The sequence below is a fragment of the Flavobacterium xizangense genome, from assembly GCF_054075145.1.
In genome coordinates, this window is sequence record NZ_JBSIPG010000002.1 from 431,015 (window position 1) to 453,548 (window position 22,534).

A 22,534-nucleotide genomic window follows, 5' to 3' on the forward strand; every position below is an offset into this window, starting at 1 on the left:
GTTTTTTTTATAAATTCAGGATTCTTGTTATCCTTTAGCTTTCAAAGCTTTAGCTTCAGCTGTCATTTCTAGAGCGCTGTAAACTCCTAATAACGTCTTTTTAACATCATCATTTTGAGGATCTAATTCGTTTGCTTTTTTAAGGTAAGGAATTACGCTTTTGAAAACACCTTCTCTTTGTGCTTTTAATACATCGTAACGCTTCATATCTTTAGCTGATGTACCTAATTTATTCATTTCATCAATGATTGGTTTTTCAGCCTCTAATTTTAATGCCGCAAGGTTTATATAAGCATTTACATAATCAGGTTTGATTTCAATAGCTTTAGCATAATATTTCTCAGCATCAGCTGGATTTTTAGCATTAGCACTGATAACTCCTAAATTAAAAATTAAATCAGCGTTGTTAGGATCTTTCTCTAAAGCTTCATTAACCAATTTTTTGTATGTATCAAAATCCTTAGTTTCAAGATATAAGTTAGCCTCTGTAAGAATCAAAGAAGTATCTTCTGGATTTGTTTTTCTTGCATCAGCAATTGCTTTTTTAGCCTCTTCAGTTTTTCCTTTTTGAACTAAAATCAAAGCTAAGTTTTTGTAGATTTCTCCTCTTTTAGAAGGAACTGCTTCTGTTTTAGGCTTTTCGTGAGTTCCTAATTTTACAGCTAAATCTCTATCTTTTGCATTAGCAAAACCATCTTCACTTCCTGAAATCTTATTTACTGCAGTATAAAGAGTTCCTTTTCCTGAGTAGTTTAGTTTTTTCAATTCTTCGTACATTGGCAAGGCAGTATCGTAATCCTGAGCATTTACCGCTGTAGAAGCAGCATAATACAAATTGATTGTATCTTTTTTATCCAATTGATAAGCATCATACAATTTTTTTGCGCTTTCATTGTGTTTACTAGCCTGAGAGTCAGCAATAGCTGAATTGATTAATTTTCCTTTAATCTCAGTAATTGAAGCAGCAGCCTGAGTTGAATACTTTTGTTTTCCAGAAGTTTTTTCAACATCAATTAATGTTTTATAGCTTTCAGCAGCAGCAGACAAATTTTTACCTTCTTCTACTTTTTTATTCGCTAAATCCAAATAAGCATTTCCTTTAACAAAATAGTATTGAGCCTGCTCAACATCTTTAGCATTTGTTACTAAATTTTCAGCATCTTTTAATATTGCAATTGCTCCTTGAGCATCTCCGCTTTTTAAAGCTTTCTCAGCATTTTTGATTTGATCTTTCTGAGCAAAAGTTGCTGCTGAAATCAATAACGCTGAAGCAAGTAATAGATATTTACTTTTCATAATATTCAATTTGTATATTTAATTTTAATTTTTCTTTTTTATTATTCTTCAGATTCCTCCTCATCAGATTCTTCTTCGTCCTCCACTACATCATCAGCGTCATCATCGTCATCTGCTGTTCCGTCATCCTCAAGAACTTCATCAAGATCTGGCTTAACTCTTTCTATTGCAGACTCAACAATATTTCCATCTTCATCAACAACAACTTCTTCAGCCTCGTCTTTCATTACTTTAGTTACAGCGGCAATAGAATCTTTTCCTTTCAGGTTAATCAATCTGACACCCTGAGTTGCGCGACCCATTACACGTAAATCCTCAATCGCCATTCTGATTGTCAATCCTGATTTATTAATAATCATTAAATCATCAGAATCTGTTACTGCATTGATTGAGATTAATTTTCCAGTTTTTTCTGTGATATTAAGCGTTTTAACACCTTTACCTCCACGGTTTGTAATTCTGTAAACATCTTCACCATCGTCGTCAACTAATTTTGTACGTTTTCCGTAACCATTTTCAGTTACAACTAAAATTTGTGATTCAGAAATATCATTTTTATCAACTGTCACCATTCCGATTACTTCATCCGTTTCATCTTTCAGTGTAATTCCACGAACTCCAGAAGCTGTTCTTCCCATCGGACGTGTTTTAGTTTCTTCAAAACGAACCAATTTACCAGATTTAACAGCTAAGATAATTTGGCTTTCTCCGTTTGTTAACTGAGCACCAAGTAACTCATCACCTTCCTTAATGGTAATAGCCGCTACACCATTCACACGAGGTTTAGAATATTTCTCTAAAGAAGTTTTCTTAACCTGACCTTGTTTTGTCACCATTACAAGGTTATGTGTATTGATATAATCTTTGTCTTTTAAATCTTGTGTACAAATGAAAGCTTTTACTTTATCATCGCTTTCAATATTCACCAAGTTTTGAATTGCTCTACCTTTTGCTGTTTTGCTTCCTTCCGGAATTTCGTAAACACGCATCCAGAAACATTTTCCTTTTTGCGTAAAGAACATCATATACTGGTGGTTAGTTGCCACGAACATATGCTCAAGGAAGTCCTGATCTCTTGTTCCTGCGCTTTTTTGCCCAACTCCTCCTCTATTCTGCGTTTTGTACTCAGTAAGGTTTGTACGTTTGATATAACCTGCGTGTGAAATTGTAATTACTACATTTTCATCGGCAATTAAATCTTCGATACTTACATCTCCACCAGAATATTCAATTTGAGAACGACGCTCATCACCGTATTTATCACGAATTTCGATTAATTCCTCTTTGATCAAATTTGTTCTTAAATTAACGTCCGCTAATAAAGCTTTCAAATGCTCAATTAATTTCATTAATTCGTCAAACTCGGCTCTTAATTTATCCTGCTCCAGTCCAGTTAACTGACGAAGACGCATTTCAACAATAGCACGAGCCTGAATATCAGACAATTTAAATCTTTCAATTAATTTCTCTCTTGCTTCATCTGTATTTTTAGACCCTCTGATTAACGCTATTACTTCATCAATATTATCAGAAGCAATAATTAATCCTTCTAAAATATGAGCTCTTTCTTCCGCTTTGCGTAATTCAAATTGTGTTCTTCTAACTACAACATCATGACGGTGCTCAATAAAATAATGAATCATATCTTTCAGATTCAATAATTGAGGACGCCCTTTAACCAATGCAATATTATTTACACTGAAAGAAGATTGCAATTGAGTGTATTTATATAAGGTATTTAAAACTACGTTTGGTGTAGCATCACGTTTTAAGATATAAACGATACGCATACCATTTCTATCCGATTCATCACGGATATTGGCAATACCTTCTATTTTTTTCTCGTTAACCAAATCAGCTGTACGCTTGATCATTTCGGCTTTGTTAACCTGATAAGGAATTTCAGTAACAATGATACATTCTCTTCCGTCAACTTCTTCAAAACCAACTTTAGCACGCATTACAATACGACCTCTACCTGTTTTGAAAGCTTCACGAACACCTTCGTATCCATATATTACACCTCCAGTTGGAAAATCTGGAGCTTTTACATGTGTAATTAATTCATCAATTTCGATATCGTTATTATCAAGATAAGCTAATGTACCGTTGATAACCTCTGTTAAATTGTGTGGAGGCATATTTGTAGCCATACCAACTGCAATACCAGTTGCTCCGTTTACTAATAAAGTAGGAACTCTTGTAGGCATTACTTTTGGCTCGTATAAAGTATCGTCAAAGTTCAATTGAAAATCAACTGTCTCTTTTTCGATATCTGCCATAATATCTTCTGAAATTTTGCGCATTCTGGCCTCAGTATAACGCATTGCAGCAGGACTATCTCCATCGACAGACCCAAAGTTACCCTGACCATCAACTAATAAATAACGCATACTCCATTCCTGAGCCATACGAACCATCGCATCATAAACTGAAGTATCTCCGTGTGGGTGATACTTACCCAGAACCTCTCCTACGATTCTTGCAGATTTTTTGTGGGCAGATCTTGAAGTTACACCTAAATCATACATTCCGTAAAGAACTCTTCGGTGCACTGGTTTTAAGCCATCTCTAACATCCGGAAGTGCTCTCGATACAATTACTGACATCGAATAATCGATGTAAGCTGATTTCATTTCATCCTCAATGTTAATAGGAATTAACTTTTCTCCTTCAGACATAAGTTGTTATGTTTAAATAATTATATTAGTTTCAAAGCGTGCCAAGATACGTTTTTTTGAAATTTTTTCAGCTATTTCCTTACACTTATTTCAATGATTTATTAACAACTTTATTTTCGCTTTTAGTTAATAAATTAAGCGTTTTTTAACTCTTTTATTGTTATTTTTTTTGTCAATTAGCTGACAGCAGATCTCAATAGGTATGATTTTTGTTTTTCAACCAGTAAATAATTAAATTTACATTACGAATTCTATATTATGGATGATAATTTTTCACCAAGAGTAAAAGATGTTATTACATACAGTAAGGAAGAAGCTCTGCGTCTGGGGCACGACTTTATTGGTACTGAACATCTAATGCTAGGCATTTTAAGAGATGGTAACGGAAAAGCTATTCATATACTTAATAACCTAGCAGTTGATTTAGATCATTTACGCAGGAAAGTAGAAATACTGAGTCCAGCCAATCACAGCATTGAGATAAACACTGAAAAGAAAAACCTTCATCTTACGCGCCAGGCTGAAAGAGCCCTTAAGACGACATTTCTTGAAGCAAAAGTATTTCAAAGCTCGTCGATTAGCACGGCGCACCTGCTTTTATGCATCTTACGAAACGAAAACGATCCAACAACCAAGCTATTGAATAAACTAAAAATAGATTATGACATAGCTAAAGAACAATATCTAAACATGACGCCAAACGAAGAAGAATTTTTAGAAAACTTGCCAAGAAATGAGTCATACAATGACGATTCAGGACAAGATGACAGTCTTAAAGAAAGTAGTTTTAATAATCCCGCCAATAAGTCAAACAAAAAATCTAAGACTCCGGTGTTAGATAATTTTGGGAGAGATTTAACAGAAATGGCCGAGGAGGGAAAACTGGATCCTGTTGTAGGACGCGAAAAAGAAATTGAACGCGTTTCTCAAATTTTAAGCCGAAGAAAAAAGAACAATCCACTCCTTATTGGAGAACCTGGAGTTGGTAAATCTGCTATTGCAGAAGGACTCGCTTTGCGTATCATCCAGAAGAAAGTATCTCGCATTCTTTTCCACAAACGTGTCGTAACTCTTGATTTGGCCAGCTTAGTTGCCGGAACAAAATACAGAGGACAATTCGAGGAAAGGATGAAAGCCGTAATGAACGAGCTTGAGAAAAATGATGACATCATTCTTTTCATTGACGAAATTCACACTATTGTAGGTGCTGGAGGAGCAACAGGTTCGCTTGACGCTTCAAACATGTTCAAACCTGCTTTAGCAAGAGGCGAAATTCAATGTATTGGTGCTACTACTCTTGATGAGTACAGACAATATATTGAAAAAGACGGCGCCTTGGAAAGACGTTTTCAAAAAGTAATTGTAGAACCAACTTCTGTTGAAGAAACAATCGCTATTTTGAACAATGTAAAAGACAAGTACGAAGATCACCACAATGTAACGTATACTCAAGAAGCAATTGAGGCTTGTGTTAAGTTAACAAACAGATATATGTCTGAACGTTTCTTACCAGACAAAGCGATCGATGCAATGGATGAGGCCGGATCACGTGTTCACATCACTAATATTGATGTTCCAAAACAAATTTTAGATCTGGAACGTCAGTTAGAAGAAGTTCGCGAAATGAAGAATATGGTAGTTAAAAAACAAAAATATGAAGAGGCTGCCAAACTTCGTGATGACGAAAAACGCATTGAAAAAGATCTAGCCGTTGCTCAGGAACAATGGGAAGAAGACTCTAAAAACAACAGAATTGAAGTTACTGAAGATAATGTAGCAGATGTTGTTTCAATGATGACTGGAATTCCTGTAAACAGAATTGCACAAACAGAAAGCAACAAATTAGCCAAATTACCTGAATTAATTCAAAATAAAGTAATTGGTCAAAACGAAGCGGTTCTTAAAATCGCACGTTCTATTCAGCGTAACAGAGCCGGACTTAAAGATCCGAACAAACCAATTGGTTCATTTATTTTCTTAGGTCAGACTGGTGTTGGTAAGACGCAACTAGCTAAAGTTTTAGCAAAAGAATTATTTGATTCTGAAGATGCATTAGTTCGCATTGACATGAGTGAATACATGGAGAAATTTGCGATTTCTCGTTTAGTTGGAGCACCTCCGGGATACGTTGGATACGAAGAAGGTGGTCAATTAACTGAAAAAGTTCGCAGAAAACCCTATTGTGTTGTTCTTTTAGATGAGATCGAAAAAGCGCATCCAGATGTATTCAATATGATGCTTCAGGTTTTAGATGATGGCTATTTAACAGATAGTTTAGGTCGTAAAATCGACTTTAAAAACACTATCATCATCATGACATCTAACGTTGGAGCGCGTCAATTGAAAGACTTTGGACAAGGTGTTGGTTTTGGTACTGCGGCAAGAACAGCTCAGGCTGATGAAAACTCAAAAAGCATTATCGAAAATGCATTGAAAAAAACTTTTGCTCCAGAATTCTTAAACAGAATTGATGACGTAATTGTATTTAATGCATTAGAAAAAGCGGATATCGATTTGATTATCGAAATCGAATTGAAAAAACTTTATTCTCGTATCGCTGAGCTTGGATACAAATTAAGCTTGACAGACAAAGCAAAAGCATTTATTGCTGAAAAAGGTTTTGATAAGCAATTTGGAGCACGACCATTGAAAAGAGCGATTCAGAAATACGTTGAAGATTTGTTAGCCGAAGAAATCATCACTTCAAAAATACATTCTGGTGATGAAATCATGATGGATTTAAAAGATGATTCACAAGAATTATCGGTAGAAATTCACAAAGCTGAAGAGCCAACAAATCAATAAATTAGTTAAAATTTATAACACAAATAACTTACCCGTTACGTTTTCATAACATAACGGGTATTTTTTTTTTGTAAAAATCACTATCTTTAGTAAAAGCAAATAGCTACTTTTGAATTTAAATTCTATAATAAAATTAACGTATGCTTCAACAAAAAGTCATTTTAGGCAGCGAAGAATGGTGCTCATTTCCAGAACTCGGAATCCCAACGATTAAAGCTCGTGTCGATTCTGGTGCCAAAACTTCGGCAATGCACGCTATCAACATAGCTCCTTTTATAAAAAATGATGCCAATTGGGTAAAATTTGACATTAATCCAATTCAGAATAACATCAAAACCATCATCCATTGTGAAGCACCACTGGTTGACAAAAGAATCGTAAAAAGCTCAAGTGGTTTTAGAGAACATCGATATGTTATCCAAACCAGTTTAAAAATTGGCGATGCAAAATGGCCAATCGAAATGACTTTAACCAATCGAGATTCGATGGGTTTTCGCATGCTTTTAGGACGTGAAGCGATGAGCGGAAGAGTTTTGGTCGATCCAGAACAAAAATACCTCTTGGGGCAGCCTACAGCCGAATCTTTAAAAGAATTATATCAAAACTCAGAAAAAGCAAGTTCTGGTTTACGAATTGGGCTTTTGGCCAGCAATCCAGAATTATACAGTAATAAAAGAATCATGGAAGCCGGCGAAATGCGCGGTCATGAAATGCATTTTTTGAACATCAAAGAATGTTATATGAAACTGGACGCCAAAACTCCGGAAATTCATTACAGAGGCGGAAAAATATTAAATCAGTTTGACGCAATCATTCCTAGAATAAGACCAAGCATCACTTTTTATGGCTGCGCATTAACACGTCAATTCGAAGCGTTGAAGGTTTTCGTTTTAAATTCAGCTACAGCTATAACACAATCACGAGATAAATTATACTCATTACAATTACTCTTAAATAGCGGAATTGATATTCCAACAACCGGATTTGCCAATTCTCCACTTGATACAGACAACTTAATCAAGATGGTTGGTGGTTCACCTCTAATTGTAAAATTATTAGAAGGAACGCAAGGAAAAGGTGTTGTTTTAGCCGAAACCAAAAAAGCAGCAGAAAGTGTTATCAATGCTTTTAAAAGTTTAAATGCCAATATTTTAGTTCAGGAATTCATCAAAGAAGCAAACGGAAAAGATATTCGCTGTTTTGTAATTGATGGAAAAGTCGTTGCAGCCATTCAGCGTGAAGCAATGCCGGGCGAATTTAGAGCTAATATTCATCTTGGCGGAACAGCATCTGTTATAAAAGTAACCGCAGAAGAGAAAAAAATCGCGATTAAAGCAGCAAAAGCAATGGACTTAAAAGTTGCAGGAGTTGATATTATTCGCTCTTCAAAAGGACCTTTATTACTTGAAGTAAACTCTTCGCCAGGTCTTGAAGGAATTGAAGGCGCAACTAACAAAGATGTTGCTGGAGAAATGATTAAGGCAATTGAAAAAAATTTTAAGCTTAGCTAAATTTATTTTAACTTAATATTTCAAGAATATTTTAGGAGCTTTGGCAAAGTTAAGAACTTTGGCAAAGCTTTTTTTATTTAACTTTAAAATAAAAAACATGGCTTTTCCTTATTTAGATATTGTTTTACGTAGTACCGCCGTTTATTTTTTCATGACGATTGCTTTACGCATATTCGGTAAAAAAGAACTTTCGCAATTGAATACCGCCGATGTAATTCTGATTTTATTAATTAGCAACTCTGTTCAGAATGCAATGGTCGGCCCTGATACAAGTTTGACTGGCGGCTTAATTGCAGCATTAGTATTATTCATAATCAACTTCATCATCAAAAAACTGACTCACAAATACAAAGTTTTTGGAGATTTATTATTAGACAAACCTGAAATCTTAATTCACGACGGAAAATTAGATTTCAAAACGCTTAGCAAACTAGATATTTCGCATGACGAATTAAAAGAAGCCATGAGAGAACACGGAATAGAATTCTTTAAAAATGTAAAACTGGCAATGCTCGAAATTGACGGAACAATCAGCATTATTTCTGAAGATGAAAAAAATCTAAAGCAAACACATTTTAAACGAAAACATAATCATAAGAATTTACAGAAGTTTTGATTCAGAAAAAGCCGGTTTCATATATGAAATCGGCTTTTAAATTATAAAACATACATATTTTATTTCACTGCACTAACCTTGACAGGCGGATTAGTCATTCTTTTAGCAACCCAAAATAAACATAACACAACAAGTAATGCAGTTATAATTAAAAACGGTAAATATCCTACAGCTTTAGAAATTTTTACCATTAAATAAACATACCATTTTACCACTCTTGTTCTTGTATTTTCATAATCTTCAAGTTCGTATGCAAACCAAGTTAACGCGCCTCCAATAATACCAACAATCAGCGTAACAACTAATGGAGTTACAGATGCAGACATTGCTGATAATTGTTCTTCTTTTCTTTTAAAACCTAGTTGCTTAAACTGATCTTTAAAAGATTGCTCTGCTGCTTTTGCAGTTTCAACATCTTTAAATTCAACGTTTTTGTAACTCGTTCCATCATTATTTTTTACACTAAACATGATACAATTGTCAACATCTAGTTCAAACTCATATTCAAAAATATCTTCAATTTTAATTGTAGATTCAAAAAAAGATGCATCAAATACTTCTTTATTAATCTTTTCAATACTTAAATTAGCGTCTTCCTTGGTAATATCTCCTATTATATAGTTTGAATAAATCAAAACTACTTTTTCATCATCACCATCAAAAACTAATGGTTTATCAAAAATTGCTTTCATAATTATCTCTATAAATATATTTCAAATAACTTGCAAAGGTCAATTAAACAAAAGCAATTAAAAGTTTCTATAAGGTTTAAAACTGTCATTATAAGACATAAAAAAAGCCGATTTCAAAATTGAAATCGGCTTTTTAATATTTTATAGAAAATGCAATTTATATCACACATTTCAAATAATCGTTTTACGAAATAAACACGCTCAGTACAAAATAAACCAAACCTGCTAATATAGCTGAAATTGGGATAGTCAAAATCCAAGCCCAAACTAAACTTACGGTAACTCCCCAGCGAACTGCAGAAACACGTTTTGTTAATCCAACTCCAATAATAGATCCTGTAATAGTATGTGTTGTACTTACTGGAATTTTTAAATGCTCTGTAAAATAAAGCGTCAATGCTCCGGCAGTTTCAGCAGCAACTCCTTCAAATGAGCTTACTTTTGTGATTTTAGAACCCATTGTTTTCACAATTTTCCATCCACCACTTAAAGTTCCTGCTGCAATGGCAGAATAACAAGCTAATGGAATCCATCCCGGCATCACTCCTTTAATTCCCAAATCATCATTTGGAAGAACAACATCTAACCAAGAATCCATGTGAACCCCAGGATTTGTGTTGATATAAACCGCTACAGCAGCAGCGATAATACCCATTACTTTTTGAGAATCATTTCCTCCGTGCCCCAAACTAAAAGCCGCAGAAGATAATAATTGCATTTTTTTCAAAGCAGCATCAGCTTGATGAAGATTCAAACTACTAAATATCAAACAAAATGCACTTACCGTTAATATAATAAAGGCTACTAAAAACCATTTAATATTATGAGGATCGAAAGCTACACTCCAAAAATGAGAATCAAATCTTCCTTTATGACCATCTTTTATAATTTCTTCATAAGGAACCATTTGTGTATATACAAACCAAACAGTTGCAATCATTAAGCCTACAGTAAATACTTTAGGCCAAATACTTTTACGAGAAGCATTCAACAACCAAATAGAAATTAAATACGATGCCAAAGCTCCTAATAAAGGCGCTAGAACAATAAAAGCAATAATAATAAGAACTCCCGAAGGCATTCCGCCATCTTTTCCGGCTTTATACCAGCTTACAATTTCGTACCAGTAATGAGTAGCTCCATCTTCACCAACATATCCCGAAAAACCGTGAACTGCGATAGCGTGCGCAACGGCTGCTCCGGCAAAACCTCCAATAAGTGTATGTGAAGAACTTGAAGGAATTCCAAGCCACCAAGTCAATAAGTTCCAGCAGATTGCCGCAATAACTCCGGCAAGAATCACTACCAGGTTGATTTCCATTGTGTGCGCTGTTTTAGCAACAGTATCTGCAACACCAAATCCGAAAACCCAATAAGCTAAAAAGTTAAAAAATGCTGCCCAAAGAACCGCCTGAAAAGGCGTTAAAACCTTTGTAGCAACAACAGTCGCTATAGCATTTGCCGCATCATGAAAACCATTGATGTAATCAAAAATTAAGGCTAATACTATAATTAATATAAGTAGCGTCATAAAATTATAACTTCAGAATGAAAAATTGAATTAAGAATGTTTTACAGAAATAGATTCTAGTATATTCGCAACACTCTTACATTTATCTGTTGCTGATTCTAAAACAGATAACACTTCTTTATATTTAATAATATTTTTAGCGTCTGTTTCGTTTTCAAAAATTTCAAAAACTGCTTTGTTATAGACGTTATCAGATTTGTTTTCCAGTTTGTTGATTCTGGCACATGAATCTTTAATAATTTTCATGTTTTTCAAGTTGCTCAACTCTTTTACAGCACTATCAATATTTTGACAAGCTTCAAGGTTGATTTCTGTCATTTTTCTGATTGATTTTGTAATCTTGTCAACTTGATACAATCTCATACGACTTGCAGCTCCATGAAGGTAATCTGCAACGTTATCAATTGAAGTAATTAAGGTGTGAATATCTTCTCTATCAAATGGAGTAATAAAGTTTCTACTCAATTCCAAGTTAGTTTGACGCGTAATGTCTTCTCCTTTTTGCTCTAATTCATCAATTTTCTGAAAAAGAACTTCTCTTTCTTTCAATGGTAAGTTTACAGCTTCGTGTAAGTTAGATGCTAATTCAATTAAATTGCTTGAAGCCTCTTCAAAAAGTGGAAAGAATTTCTTGTCTTTCGGCACTAAAAATTGGAAAATACTGTTTATTGACATTTTTATATTTTTGATAGTGCAAAATTACTTCAATAATATTCTATAATGTTAAGCCATTGTTAACAAATCGTTTTCAATTTGAAAACTGTCTAAGAACAAAATTGTATTCTCAATATCATAATGTAAGATTCTATCCTCTTTAACCAAAGGCACAACTTCACGATAACTACTTAAAAACATTTCGATAAAATCGCTTGATTTCAAAGGCTCTCTATACGCAATTGCCTGCGATGCATTCATTAATTCGATTGCCAAAATTCGCTCCAAATTATCTAAAACACGTAACGCTTTTGTAGCTCCGTTTGCTCCCATACTTACATGATCTTCCTGACCATTACTCGAAACAATACTGTCAATACTTGCTGGCGTTGCCAATTGCTTATTCTGGCTCGCAATACTTGCCGCAGTATATTGCGGAATCATAAATCCTGAATTCAATCCCGGATTATCAACTAAAAACGCAGGAAGATTTCGCAATCCTGAAATTAACTGATAGGTTCTTCTTTCAGAAATACTTCCCAATTCTGCTAAAGCAATTGCCATAAAATCTAAAGCTAAAGCCAATGGCTGTCCGTGGAAATTTCCTCCCGAAATAATCTGATCTGCTTCAACAAATATATTTGGATTATCCGTAACCGAATTAATTTCGGTTTTAAATACTTTTCGAACATAATCAATCGCATCTTTTGAAGCGCCGTGAACTTGCGGCATACAACGGAAAGAATACGGATCCTGAACGTGTTTCTTTTCTTGAGCGATAATTTCACTTCCGTCTAAGAATTCTGCAATTCGTTGTGCCGTTACAATTTGTCCTTTGTGCGGACGTATATAATGTATCAATTCATTAAAAGGCTCGATTCTTCCATCAAAACCTTCAAGTGAAATAGTCCCGATTAAATCCGCTAAATAAGATAACTTATAACCTTTGATTAAAATATGAGCTCCGTAAGCACTCATAAACTGTGTTCCGTTTAACAAAGCCAAGCCTTCTTTTGACTGCAAAACAATTGGTTCCCAGTTAAAATGTTTTAAAACTTCGGCAGAAGCCATTTTCTTTCCTGCAAAAAGCACTTCGCCTTCTCCTAATAAAGGTAAAGACAAATGTGCAAGTGGGGCTAAATCTCCAGAAGCACCAAGCGAACCTTGTGTATAAATAATAGGAAGAATATCATTATTATAAAAATCAACTAAACGTTGCAATGTGATTAGCTGAACTCCGGAATGCCCATAACTTAAAGATTGAATCTTAAGTAACAACATCATTTTTACGATTTCAACAGGAACTTCTTCGCCAGTACCACAAGCATGCGATTTTACTAGATTTTCCTGAAGTTTAGAAAGATTTTCATTTGAGATTTTCACACTGTAAAGTGATCCAAAACCAGTATTGATTCCGTAAATAGGCGCAGAATGCGTCGACATTTTTTTATCTAGATAATCACGGCATTTCTGAACGTTCACTTTTGCTTCTTCAGATAATTCAAGTGTTTTATCATTAACTAAAATCTCTTGTAATGTTTCTAAAGTTATCGTTTCAGTACTTATATAATGAATCTCTCTCATGATTATTTTAAATTTAAGACGTCAAAATTCAACAAATCAATATTAAAAAGCAACATTTTATCACAATAATTAAAAATCACATCAGAGCAATTCTTAAGTTTTATTTATTCAGCAATCCGAAATTTGGCCAAAATCAACATTTTTCGACAAGAATTTTGTTAAAAATCAATTCATTATATATGTTTTGTCCGCAAAAGAATCAATCTTAAATATATCAAAACATCAATTTAGATTGCCGAATTTTAACAAATACTCAATATTGATTTTTTGAAATTTGAATTATTAAAATATTCGCAAAAAGCCTTTCAGAGTTTTTAATCCTACTTAAAAGCTGTACTTTTGAAAAATCAAAAATGAAAAGTAACAGCATAAAATATCAATCTACAATGACAGTTCAAACTAGAACTGCAATTGCTGCTACCTTTATTTCTACTACAACAACTACTACCCCTTAGGGGTATACATTTTCACATATAATCCTAGGTTACCTATACTTTTTTCTTGAAAGAAGAGAGTTATTAGATACATAAAAATATTTGCATAAAAAGAAAAAAATATCAAAAATGAAAGTATTAAAATTTGGCGGAACTTCGGTAGCCAATGCTCAAAATATAAAACTCGTTCTCGAAATTGTAAAACAAAAAGCTGAAAAAGATAAATTAGTTGTTGTAGTTTCTGCACTTAGTAAAGTAACGGATTTACTTCAGTCAGCGGCAGCTAAAGCGGCAGCAAATGACGAAAACTTTAGAGAAATCGTTGCTGAAATCGAGAAAAAACACCTTGACACTTTAAAAGAATTAATTCCGGTAAGCGAGCAAAGCAGCTTGCTAAGTCATGTAAAAAGAATCATAAATCACTTAGAAACTTTATTAGACGGCTGTTTCTTATTGGGCGAATTATCTCCAAGAACGGCTGATACTATTTTAAGTTTTGGAGAATTGTTATCTTCATTCATTATTGCTAAAGCCTACGAGCAAATTAACAATGACGCAGTTTACAAAGACAGTCGTGAGTTGATTAAAACAAATGCTGATTTTGGAAAAGCGGTTGTGAATTTCGAAATTTCAAACAAATTAATTCAGGAATATTTTGCTTCGAATGAATCAAAAATCAATATTCTGCCAGGTTTTATCGCGCAGACTTTAGACGGAATTACTTCAACTTTAGGACGCGGCGGATCTGATTATACTGCCGCCATTATTGCCGGAGCAATCGATGCAGAACAACTTGAAATCTGGACTGACGTAAATGGAATGTTTACTGCAAATCCTAAAATCGTAAAACAAGCACAGCCAATTGCGAACATTTCGTATCAAGAAGCAATGGAATTGTCGCATTTTGGTGCCAAAGTTTTGTATCCGCCAACAATTCAGCCGGTTTTAAGAAAAAACATTCCTATTCTGATCAAAAATACTTTTGAGCCAGAAGCAGTAGGAACTTTAATTTCTGATACTGTTTTATCAAAAGATACTGTTGTAAAAGGAATCAGCCATATTGACAATATTTCGCTTCTAACACTTGAAGGTCCGGGAATGATTGGAGTTGCGGGTTCTTCTCGTCGTTTATTTGAAGTGTTGTCTCAGGAAAAAATCAACGTGATTTTTATTACTCAGGCTTCTTCTGAGCATTCAATTTGTATCGGAATCTTAAATTCGGATGCTGACAATGCCGAAGCTGCAATTAACAGAGCTTTTGAAATTGAAATTGCACAGAACAAAATCGATCCTTGTTATGTAGAAAAAGACCTTTGCATTATTGCTTTGGTTGGTGAGAACATGAAAAATCACCAAGGTTTAAGCGGAAGAATGTTCAGCACTTTAGGAAAAAACAACGTAAACATTCGTGCCATCGCACAAGGAGCTTCGGAAAGAAATATCTCAACTGTAATTAACGAAAGAGACGTTAAAAAAGCATTGAACACTTTACACGAAAATTTCTTTGAAGAAAACACAAAACAGCTGAATTTATTCGTAATGGGAGTTGGAAATGTAGGAGAAAAATTCATCGAACAAATTCACAATCAAAGAAAGTTCTTAAAAGAAAATTTAAAGATTAATGTTCGCGTAATTGCATTGTCAAACTCAAGAAAAATGCTTTTTGACGAAGACGGAATTTCATTAAAAGATTGGCAATTGACTTTGGATAAAGGAGAAGAAGCAATTCCAACAGAATTCATCGCTCGCGCCAAAGAACTGAATTTACGTAACAGTATTTTTGTTGATATTACAGCAAATGCAAGCGTTTCTGAAATGTATGAGAAGTTCTTAAAAGAAAGTATTGCCGTTGTAACTTGTAATAAAATTGCCTGTTCATCTGCGTATGATAATTATAAAAAATTAAAAAGCTTATCTCGCCAGTACAACGCTCCGTTTTTATTTGAAACGAATGTTGGTGCGGGATTACCAATTATTGATACTGTAAAAAACCTTATTGCATCTGGTGATAAAGTGCATAAAATTCAGGCCGTTTTATCTGGAAGTTTGAACTTTATTTTCAACAATTTTGATAAAAACAATTCTTTCCACGATGTGGTAAAAGAAGCCGGAGTTCAAGGTTTCACAGAACCAGATCCAAAAATCGACTTAAGCGGTGTTGATGTGGCTCGTAAAATCCTGATTCTAATTCGCGAAAGCGGTTACGAAATGGACATCGATGCCATTGCAAATGAATCGTTTTTACCAGCAGAATGTTTAGCCACAACAAACAACGAAGATTTCTTCGCTTCGTTAATCAAACACGCTGCTCATTTTGAAGGCATTTACAACGAAGCTTTAGCAAAAGATTCAAGATTGAAATACGTGGCGCAATTCGAAAACGGAAAAGCAAGAGTTAGTCTGCAATTCATTCCAAAAGATCATCCTTTTTACAATTTAGAAGGAAAAGACAATATCGTATTGTTCTACACAGATCGTTACGTAGATCAGCCTTTATTGATCAAAGGCGCCGGTGCCGGAGCAGCCGTTACAGCTTCGGGAATTTTTGCTGACGTTATTCGAATAGGAAATATTTAAAGGTGCTAAGGTTCTAAGATGCTAAGGTTCTGAGTTTTTTCAAAACTAATCTTAGCCTCTTAGAATCTCAAAGCCTTAGAAACTAAAAATAAAAAGTTGCTACAGAAACCTTAGAATCTTAGCATCTTAGAACCTCAGAACCTTAAAAATGGAAATTAAACTATTCTGTCCCGCTACAATTGCAAACCTCTCGTGCGGATTTGACGTACTTGGACTTTGCTTAGACAATGCGGGCGATGAAATGATTGTTCGAAAAGTCGATCAAAAAGGAGTTCGAATCACTAAAATTGTGGGTGCCGATTTGCCTTTGGAAACCGAGAAAAACGTTTCCGGAGTTGCGGCTTTGGCTATGCTTGCGACTTTAGACGAACTGGATTTTGGATTCGAAATCGAAATTTATAAAAACATAAAAGCCGGAAGCGGAATCGGAAGCAGTGCTGCTAGTTCTGCCGGAGCGGTTTTCGGGATAAATGAATTATTAGGAAGACCGTATTCTCGCAAAGATTTGGTTCAATTTGCGATGCAGGGCGAGAAATTAGCCAGCGGAAACGCGCATGCCGACAACGTTGCTCCTGCCCTTTTAGGCGGATTTACTTTGGTAAGAAGTTATGCTCCGCTTGATATTATCCGAATTGACAGTCCAGAGGAATTGTACGCAACGGTAGTCCATCCACAAATTGAATTGAAAACTTCTGATGCACGTTCGGTTTTAAAACAAAACGTTTCCTTGAAAAGCGCCATCATGCAATGGGGAAATGTAGGCGGATTAATCGCTGGTTTATACACCAAAGATTACGAATTGATTGGAAGATCGCTTCATGACGAAATTGTGGAGCCTTTAAGAAGCGTTTTGATTCCAGGATTCGATCAAATCAAACAAACAGCTTACGAAAACGGCGCATTAGGTTCTGGAATTTCAGGTTCTGGCCCTTCGATTTTCGCTTTAAGCAGAGGAAAAGAAACCGCCGAAAAAATCGCCAAAGCCATGAGCGACGTTTACGAAAAAATGAATTTACCTTATGAAATTCACGTTTCGAAGATTAATCCTGATGGTGTAAGGATTTTGTAGAGAAGTATTAAGTGCGAAGAATTAAGTATTAAGACAAAGTTTGTCAGGCTGAGCGGAGTCGAAGCCACCGTAAAGTATAGACACAATACATAACCGTGCAGTTTGTCATTTCGACGAAGGAGAAATCTCCACGAGAAGCTCTACAAAGATTGACTTATTGGAACGAAGTTACTTGCGAAGATTTCTCCTTCGTTGAAATGACAAAAATGCTTAAAAATAATTATTGAATAAAAAATATAACCACAAAGCTTTGCGATCTCTGCGTTTTCAAAAGAAACCAATTCCTTGCGTTCTTTGCGGTTAAAAAAAAACAACCAATGAAATACTACAGTTTAAACCATAATGCCCCAAAAGTTTCTTTTAAAGAAGCCGTAATACAAGGATTAGCGAGTGACAAAGGATTATATTTCCCGGAAAATATCACCGCTTTAGATACTGCATTTTTTGATAAAATCGAAAGTTTACGCCACGAAGAAATCGCTTATGAAGCCATCAAACAATTCGTTGGCGATGAAATACCTGCAGATAAATTAAAAGAAATAATTGCTGAAACTTTAGTTTTTGATTTTCCGGTGGTGAAAGTCGAAGACGGAATCTATTCGTTAGAATTATTTCACGGGCCAACAATGGCGTTTAAAGACGTTGGAGCGCGTTTTATGTCACGTTGTTTGGGCTATTTCAATAAAGATAAAAAAGATGCTAAAAACACGGTTTTAGTAGCTACTTCCGGAGATACAGGCGGAGCTGTTGCCAGCGGATTTTTAGGCGTTGATGGCGTTGATGTTGTGATTTTATATCCGTCAGGAAAAGTGAGCGATATTCAGGAAAAACAATTGACTACTTTAGGGCAAAACATTAAAGCACTTGAAGTTGACGGCGTTTTTGACGATTGCCAGGATATGGTGAAAAAAGCATTTTTAGATGAAACTTTAGCGCACAAAAACCTGACTTCGGCGAATTCTATTAATATTGCGCGCTGGTTACCGCAAATGTTTTATTTCTTCTTTGCTTACAAAGCGTTGAAAAGCCAAAACAAACCTTTAGTTTTCTCTTGCCCAAGCGGCAACTTTGGAAATATCTGCGCTGGAATTATGGCAAAGAAATTAGGTTTGCCAATTGAGCATTTCGTTGCGTCTACAAACGTAAACGACACAGTGCCAAGATTCTTAGAAAACGGAAAATACGATCCAAAACCTTCTAAAGCCACAATCTCTAACGCAATGGACGTTGGAAACCCAAGTAACTTTATTAGAATTCAGGAATTATACAATAATGACTTAAAAGCGTTTGAAAAAGACTTTTCTTCTTATAGTTATACTGATGAAGAAACTTTAGTTGCCCTAAAGAAAATTTATAACACAGACGGTTATATCGCAGAACCACACGGCGCTGTTGGTTATTTAGGTTTGAAAAAAGAATTGGAGAAACACCCTAACGCCATTGGTATTTTCTTAGAAACGGCACATCCTATTAAGTTTTTGGATGTTGTTGAACCTGCTTTAGGAATTACGCTTCCTATTCCTGCTCAAATTGAGAGTGTTATTAATGAGGAGAAAGTTAGTGTGAAGATTTCTAGTTATGAGGAGTTGAAGGATTTTTTGGGGTAAAAAACATATAATAAACGATTAAAGCGAGTAAAAAAAATTACTCGCTTTTTTATTGAATAGCGCATAATAAATATTTCAACTACGGAAATCCGTAAAAATTAGTAATGAAAAGTACTTATATTTGATAAATAAGAAAACGAAAACAGACCTTCGCCTATAAATGAGTTAGCGGTGATTTTACCAAGTAAAAACAAATGACTGAAAAGAAAAACCAACATTATATACCGAAATTTTATTTGAGAAAATTTTCCGTTGAAAATAATGGAAAGCAAATTGGGGTATTTAATATTGATAATAAAGTATTCATTCATAGAGGAAAACTTAAAAGTCAAGGTTCTAAGAATTTCTTTTATGGACAAGATGGTCAAATTGAAGACGACTTATCAGAAATTGAAGGACATCTAGGAACAACTCTAAAAAATTTAATTACTAACAAAATAGTTCCTAATAAGCTTTCAAATGATCATATTAATCTACTATTTTTTATTGTTTTAACTGATTTAAGAAATCCAGTTAGGATACGTTTAATGAAAGATGGATTTGAACAAGTGAGAAATCGTATTAAAGAACTTGACTCAACTGCAAATCCTGATAATTTTATCCCTAGTATTACCCATGAACAAGCGGTACAAATGTCTCTTGGCAATATATTAGAGGTTGTGCCTGAAATTGGAGATTTAGAATATAAAATTCTTTCAAATACAACTACTAAACCATTTATAACTTCAGATTTCCCAATTGTAAAATATAATCAGTATTTAGAATTAAAAAAATGGATTGGCTCTAAATCTGGATATGGTTTGGATGGTCTCCAAATATTTATTCCAATCACTTCTGCATTAACATTAGTTTTTTATGATTCAGCTATTTACAAAGTGGGAGATAGAAAACAAAAGATTATTAATATTACAAATGAGCAAGACGTTGATAACTTAAATATTCTGCAATTTGTGAACTGTTTTAGTACAATATACTTCAACGAGAATGCTAATGAAAACTATATAAAATATCTCAGTTCAAGAGCCAATAAATTTACCCGTGCAAATTCTGCAAAATCAAATTTAACTTATTTATATAAAGACGGTATTGACACAGAATCATTAATTAAAGCAGGAAAGCCAAATTTGATTGTAATCGGTTCAACTGATGTCGAAACTAAATTGAATTTATCATTTATGAGAATACATTCAAAAGGACAAGCTAAAAAATTGAATAATTCTATGGCACAACTTAGAAAACATTCACAAAAACTATATGAACGAAAAAGACACCGCTAACAACCGTTTGGCGAGATTGAGGTTTTAGCCAAAATTTAAAGATGGTTTTGTATTTGAAAAAAATAGTGCTTAACCGAAAGATAAAGTTAATTTAGTAGTTAACCTCGCCAAACGCCAGAACGTTGTAGCCAATATAAAAAAACTTTATGAGAGAATTTAACGTCAGAGAAAAAAATATAATAAAAAAGATCAGCGAAATAGATGTTAATAAATTACCACTCACCAAAGAATTTCTAGAATATTTTTTCTTCACAGCAAATAACCAAAAAGCTTTAATTATAAATCATACAACAAGAGATGTTTTATATTATGTTAATCCAAACATCCATAATGACCAAAATGAATCTAGGCGAAGTTTTTTTGAGCTTTTTGAGTTATTAAATCTTTTGTCATATTTAAAAGAAAACAGATATATATCAATTGAAATTCCTTCAGCTCCTTTTTCACCCTTTGAAACTATATATTCAGAATTTAATTTAGCTCCTAACGCTCAAGTTGGAAATATAGTAAATCTAAATGATCAGGGTGATTATTTACTTTCAAATCAACCTGATGATATAAGAAATATTGACAACCAATTAATATTAAAAGGAGTTTTATTCAATGGTTACTATGATTTAGTCAACAACATTTTAGGACCTATATTTCCAAACGAAGAAATTATTGACTTAGTTAAAAATAAATTTATTCCAAAAGAAGACAGAAAACATAGACAAAATTTATTTGTTGCGTGGTTTGGCATTGCAATAGCCATAATCTTAGGAATTTTTGGTATCTGGAATCCTTGGGGAAATAATTCAATTGATGATTCAAAAAATACTATTCAAATTTTGGACAAACTGGATAGTATAAAAAACAATAGTTCAAAAAACTTTATAGAAATAAAAGAATTAAACATAAAGTGGGAAAAACAATTTATCCAAAAAAATCCTGATGCATTAAAAAAACAAGACACTTTGAAAAAAAGAAAATAAAGTAATTGCTCACCCGCTCTACGAAGTTTACTTAATTAATAACTACGATTGCTGTGCTAAGTCTCCCGACTTCGTACCCATTCCAATGAGCAATGCAAACGAAATATAGCAATGGGTGCGAAGTCAGGAGACTTCGCACAGCCGTGACGCTTGCGCTAGCAATTGAATAATATTTCATCCTTTTAAAATAGTTTTAAGCCACAAATAAAGAGATTTTTACGCTCTTTGTTGTGGCTTTTTATTTTTAAACAGATTAGTTTTTTGTAAGTAAAATTGCTATGTTTGACACTACCAATAAACTAAAATTTAATAAATCCCTTTAAAGAGATGCAACAAAAATTACTCAAAAAAACCATTCTTAATTCCTTAATTATTATCTTTTTTATTTCTTTAGTTTCCTGCAGAAGAGATAACCCCAAAATTACAATTGTGGGGAATGGCAAATCGGACACGTTAATTTTTAATTCCGAAGACACTTTGATTACGCATGGCGTTTTAGATACAATCAGGCTTTCTTCTTATAGTAATCACGAAGTTACAATCAACGGCTCAAAACCTTTAAAATTTAGAGTTTCTAATAAAGACGGAATTTTAAATACCTCTAAAAATGAATTTATCTTATTCAACGTGGAATTTCAATCGGATGGAACAGAAGCAAATCCTATGGAGGCACTGGAAATACATGCTGATTCCTATGTTAAAATTGATTCTTTCTTGATTTGCAAAAAAATATTTGAAAAGGAATTACAAGATACCAATAAACTGAATTTAGTTCTAGATTCTATCGCCGTGAGCAAAAACGGAAATTACAAAACGTCTTATCATGATCGCGACTATTCGTCTTATTATGATGAAGATTTAACGGCTTCTTTTTATGGATTCAAAAAAATTGGCGCAAGTAATATCTTTATTGAAAAGAATTGGGACTATGATCTCAATGAGGAAATACCTGAAGAAATTTCGGTGCAAACTAGTAATAACAATTACAATCCCAAAAACTATATTCAAAAAACGGATAAAACAGCAATTGTAATGGCTAAAAGCTTTTTAAGATATGCTACAATAAATATTAGCGAATATGCTGTGATTAACATTAATGAGCAATTAAAAAAGAGAGCAAAAAAAAGTCCTCCGCTGGCTAAACGATAGGACTAAATAACGCTTTCAGCAGTTCTCCCCGCTCTACTAAGTGTCTTAATTATTTGCAACAATCGCTGTGCGAAGTC

15 protein-coding genes are annotated in these 22,534 nt (G+C 34.0%); 9 read left to right on the forward strand and 6 right to left on the reverse strand.

Annotation, left to right across the window (positions count from 1 at the left end):
• Positions 1-27: 27 nt before the first annotated feature.
• Both ACWA1B_RS07475 and gyrA read right to left on the reverse strand, forming a co-directional pair.
• Positions 28-1,296: a tetratricopeptide repeat protein gene (locus ACWA1B_RS07475; RefSeq protein WP_456905561.1), complete on the reverse strand. Its 1,269-nt coding sequence runs from the start codon at positions 1,294-1,296 to the stop codon at positions 28-30.
• Positions 1,297-1,337: 41 nt separating this feature from the next.
• Entirely contained in the window at positions 1,338-3,977 is a 2,640-nt protein-coding gene (gene gyrA, locus ACWA1B_RS07480; protein WP_456905563.1) for a DNA gyrase subunit A, read from the reverse strand.
• 258 nt (positions 3,978-4,235) lie between these two features.
• On the opposite strand from gyrA, the gene ACWA1B_RS07485 reads away from it, so the two are divergent.
• The 3 genes from ACWA1B_RS07485 (at position 4,236) to ACWA1B_RS07495 (ending at position 8,909) form a co-directional block, all read left to right on the forward strand.
• Positions 4,236-6,782 carry an ATP-dependent Clp protease ATP-binding subunit gene (locus ACWA1B_RS07485; RefSeq protein ID WP_456905565.1) on the forward strand — a complete coding sequence of 849 codons (2,547 nt, stop codon included), beginning with the start codon at positions 4,236-4,238 and terminating at the stop codon, positions 6,780-6,782.
• 140 nt (positions 6,783-6,922) lie between these two features.
• The gene (gene rimK / locus ACWA1B_RS07490; RefSeq protein WP_456905567.1) at positions 6,923-8,293 is read left to right on the forward strand and encodes a 30S ribosomal protein S6--L-glutamate ligase; all 1,371 of its coding nucleotides are present in this window, start codon (positions 6,923-6,925) and stop codon (positions 8,291-8,293) included.
• Positions 8,294-8,390: 97 nt separating this feature from the next.
• Complete coding sequence (locus tag ACWA1B_RS07495; RefSeq protein ID WP_456905569.1) at positions 8,391-8,909, forward strand: DUF421 domain-containing protein; 519 nt, start codon at positions 8,391-8,393, stop codon at positions 8,907-8,909.
• A gap of 59 nt (positions 8,910-8,968) precedes the next feature.
• On the opposite strand, the gene ACWA1B_RS07500 is transcribed toward ACWA1B_RS07495, so the two are convergent.
• The 4 genes from ACWA1B_RS07500 to hutH form a co-directional block, all read right to left on the reverse strand.
• A complete protein-coding gene (locus ACWA1B_RS07500; protein ID WP_456905571.1) occupies positions 8,969-9,601 on the reverse strand; it encodes a hypothetical protein in 633 nt (210 codons plus the stop codon).
• Between the two features lie 184 nt (positions 9,602-9,785).
• A complete protein-coding gene (locus ACWA1B_RS07505) occupies positions 9,786-11,132 on the reverse strand; it encodes an inorganic phosphate transporter (RefSeq protein WP_456905572.1) in 1,347 nt (448 codons plus the stop codon).
• A 30-nt stretch (positions 11,133-11,162) separates the two neighbouring features.
• A complete protein-coding gene (locus ACWA1B_RS07510) occupies positions 11,163-11,807 on the reverse strand; it encodes a DUF47 domain-containing protein (RefSeq protein WP_456905574.1) in 645 nt (214 codons plus the stop codon).
• A 48-nt stretch (positions 11,808-11,855) separates the two neighbouring features.
• A complete protein-coding gene (gene hutH, locus ACWA1B_RS07515; RefSeq protein ID WP_456905576.1) occupies positions 11,856-13,370 on the reverse strand; it encodes a histidine ammonia-lyase in 1,515 nt (504 codons plus the stop codon).
• Positions 13,371-13,933: 563 nt separating this feature from the next.
• On the opposite strand from hutH, the gene thrA reads away from it, so the two are divergent.
• The 6 genes from thrA (at position 13,934) to ACWA1B_RS07545 (ending at position 22,457) form a co-directional block, all read left to right on the forward strand.
• Positions 13,934-16,381, forward strand: a complete 2,448-nt coding sequence (thrA, locus tag ACWA1B_RS07520; RefSeq protein WP_456905578.1) for a bifunctional aspartate kinase/homoserine dehydrogenase I — start codon at positions 13,934-13,936, stop codon at positions 16,379-16,381.
• Between the two features lie 148 nt (positions 16,382-16,529).
• Positions 16,530-17,450 (forward strand): homoserine kinase, encoded by a 921-nt coding sequence (locus ACWA1B_RS07525; RefSeq protein ID WP_456905580.1) that lies wholly within the window; start codon positions 16,530-16,532, stop codon positions 17,448-17,450.
• A 317-nt stretch (positions 17,451-17,767) separates the two neighbouring features.
• Entirely contained in the window at positions 17,768-19,057 is a 1,290-nt protein-coding gene (gene thrC / locus ACWA1B_RS07530) for a threonine synthase (protein ID WP_456905582.1), read from the forward strand.
• Positions 19,058-19,251: 194 nt separating this feature from the next.
• The gene (locus ACWA1B_RS07535; RefSeq protein WP_456905584.1) at positions 19,252-20,334 is read left to right on the forward strand and encodes a DUF4238 domain-containing protein; all 1,083 of its coding nucleotides are present in this window, start codon (positions 19,252-19,254) and stop codon (positions 20,332-20,334) included.
• 146 nt (positions 20,335-20,480) lie between these two features.
• The gene (locus ACWA1B_RS07540) at positions 20,481-21,308 is read left to right on the forward strand and encodes a hypothetical protein (RefSeq protein WP_456905586.1); all 828 of its coding nucleotides are present in this window, start codon (positions 20,481-20,483) and stop codon (positions 21,306-21,308) included.
• A gap of 327 nt (positions 21,309-21,635) precedes the next feature.
• A complete protein-coding gene (locus tag ACWA1B_RS07545; protein WP_456905588.1) occupies positions 21,636-22,457 on the forward strand; it encodes a hypothetical protein in 822 nt (273 codons plus the stop codon).
• The last annotated feature ends 77 nt before the right edge of the window (positions 22,458-22,534 follow it).

Bases quoted from the DNA above. Each gene is read 5' to 3' on its own strand.
- ACWA1B_RS07545 (WP_456905588.1), top strand. From the start codon at position 21,636: ATGCAACAAAAATTACTCAAAAAAACCATTCTTAATTCCTTAATTATT.
- thrA (WP_456905578.1), top strand. From the start codon at position 13,934: ATGAAAGTATTAAAATTTGGCGGAACTTCGGTAGCCAATGCTCAAAAT.
- ACWA1B_RS07475 (WP_456905561.1), bottom strand. From the start codon at position 1,296: ATGAAAAGTAAATATCTATTACTTGCTTCAGCGTTATTGATTTCAGCA.
- rimK (WP_456905567.1), top strand. From the start codon at position 6,923: ATGCTTCAACAAAAAGTCATTTTAGGCAGCGAAGAATGGTGCTCATTT.
- ACWA1B_RS07535 (WP_456905584.1), top strand. From the start codon at position 19,252: ATGACTGAAAAGAAAAACCAACATTATATACCGAAATTTTATTTGAGA.
- ACWA1B_RS07525 (WP_456905580.1), top strand. From the start codon at position 16,530: ATGGAAATTAAACTATTCTGTCCCGCTACAATTGCAAACCTCTCGTGC.
- ACWA1B_RS07510 (WP_456905574.1), bottom strand. From the start codon at position 11,807: ATGTCAATAAACAGTATTTTCCAATTTTTAGTGCCGAAAGACAAGAAA.
- ACWA1B_RS07500 (WP_456905571.1), bottom strand. From the start codon at position 9,601: ATGAAAGCAATTTTTGATAAACCATTAGTTTTTGATGGTGATGATGAA.
- gyrA (WP_456905563.1), bottom strand. From the start codon at position 3,977: ATGTCTGAAGGAGAAAAGTTAATTCCTATTAACATTGAGGATGAAATG.
- thrC (WP_456905582.1), top strand. From the start codon at position 17,768: ATGAAATACTACAGTTTAAACCATAATGCCCCAAAAGTTTCTTTTAAA.
- ACWA1B_RS07495 (WP_456905569.1), top strand. From the start codon at position 8,391: ATGGCTTTTCCTTATTTAGATATTGTTTTACGTAGTACCGCCGTTTAT.
- hutH (WP_456905576.1), bottom strand. From the start codon at position 13,370: ATGAGAGAGATTCATTATATAAGTACTGAAACGATAACTTTAGAAACA.
- ACWA1B_RS07540 (WP_456905586.1), top strand. From the start codon at position 20,481: ATGAGAGAATTTAACGTCAGAGAAAAAAATATAATAAAAAAGATCAGC.
- ACWA1B_RS07505 (WP_456905572.1), bottom strand. From the start codon at position 11,132: ATGACGCTACTTATATTAATTATAGTATTAGCCTTAATTTTTGATTAC.
- ACWA1B_RS07485 (WP_456905565.1), top strand. From the start codon at position 4,236: ATGGATGATAATTTTTCACCAAGAGTAAAAGATGTTATTACATACAGT.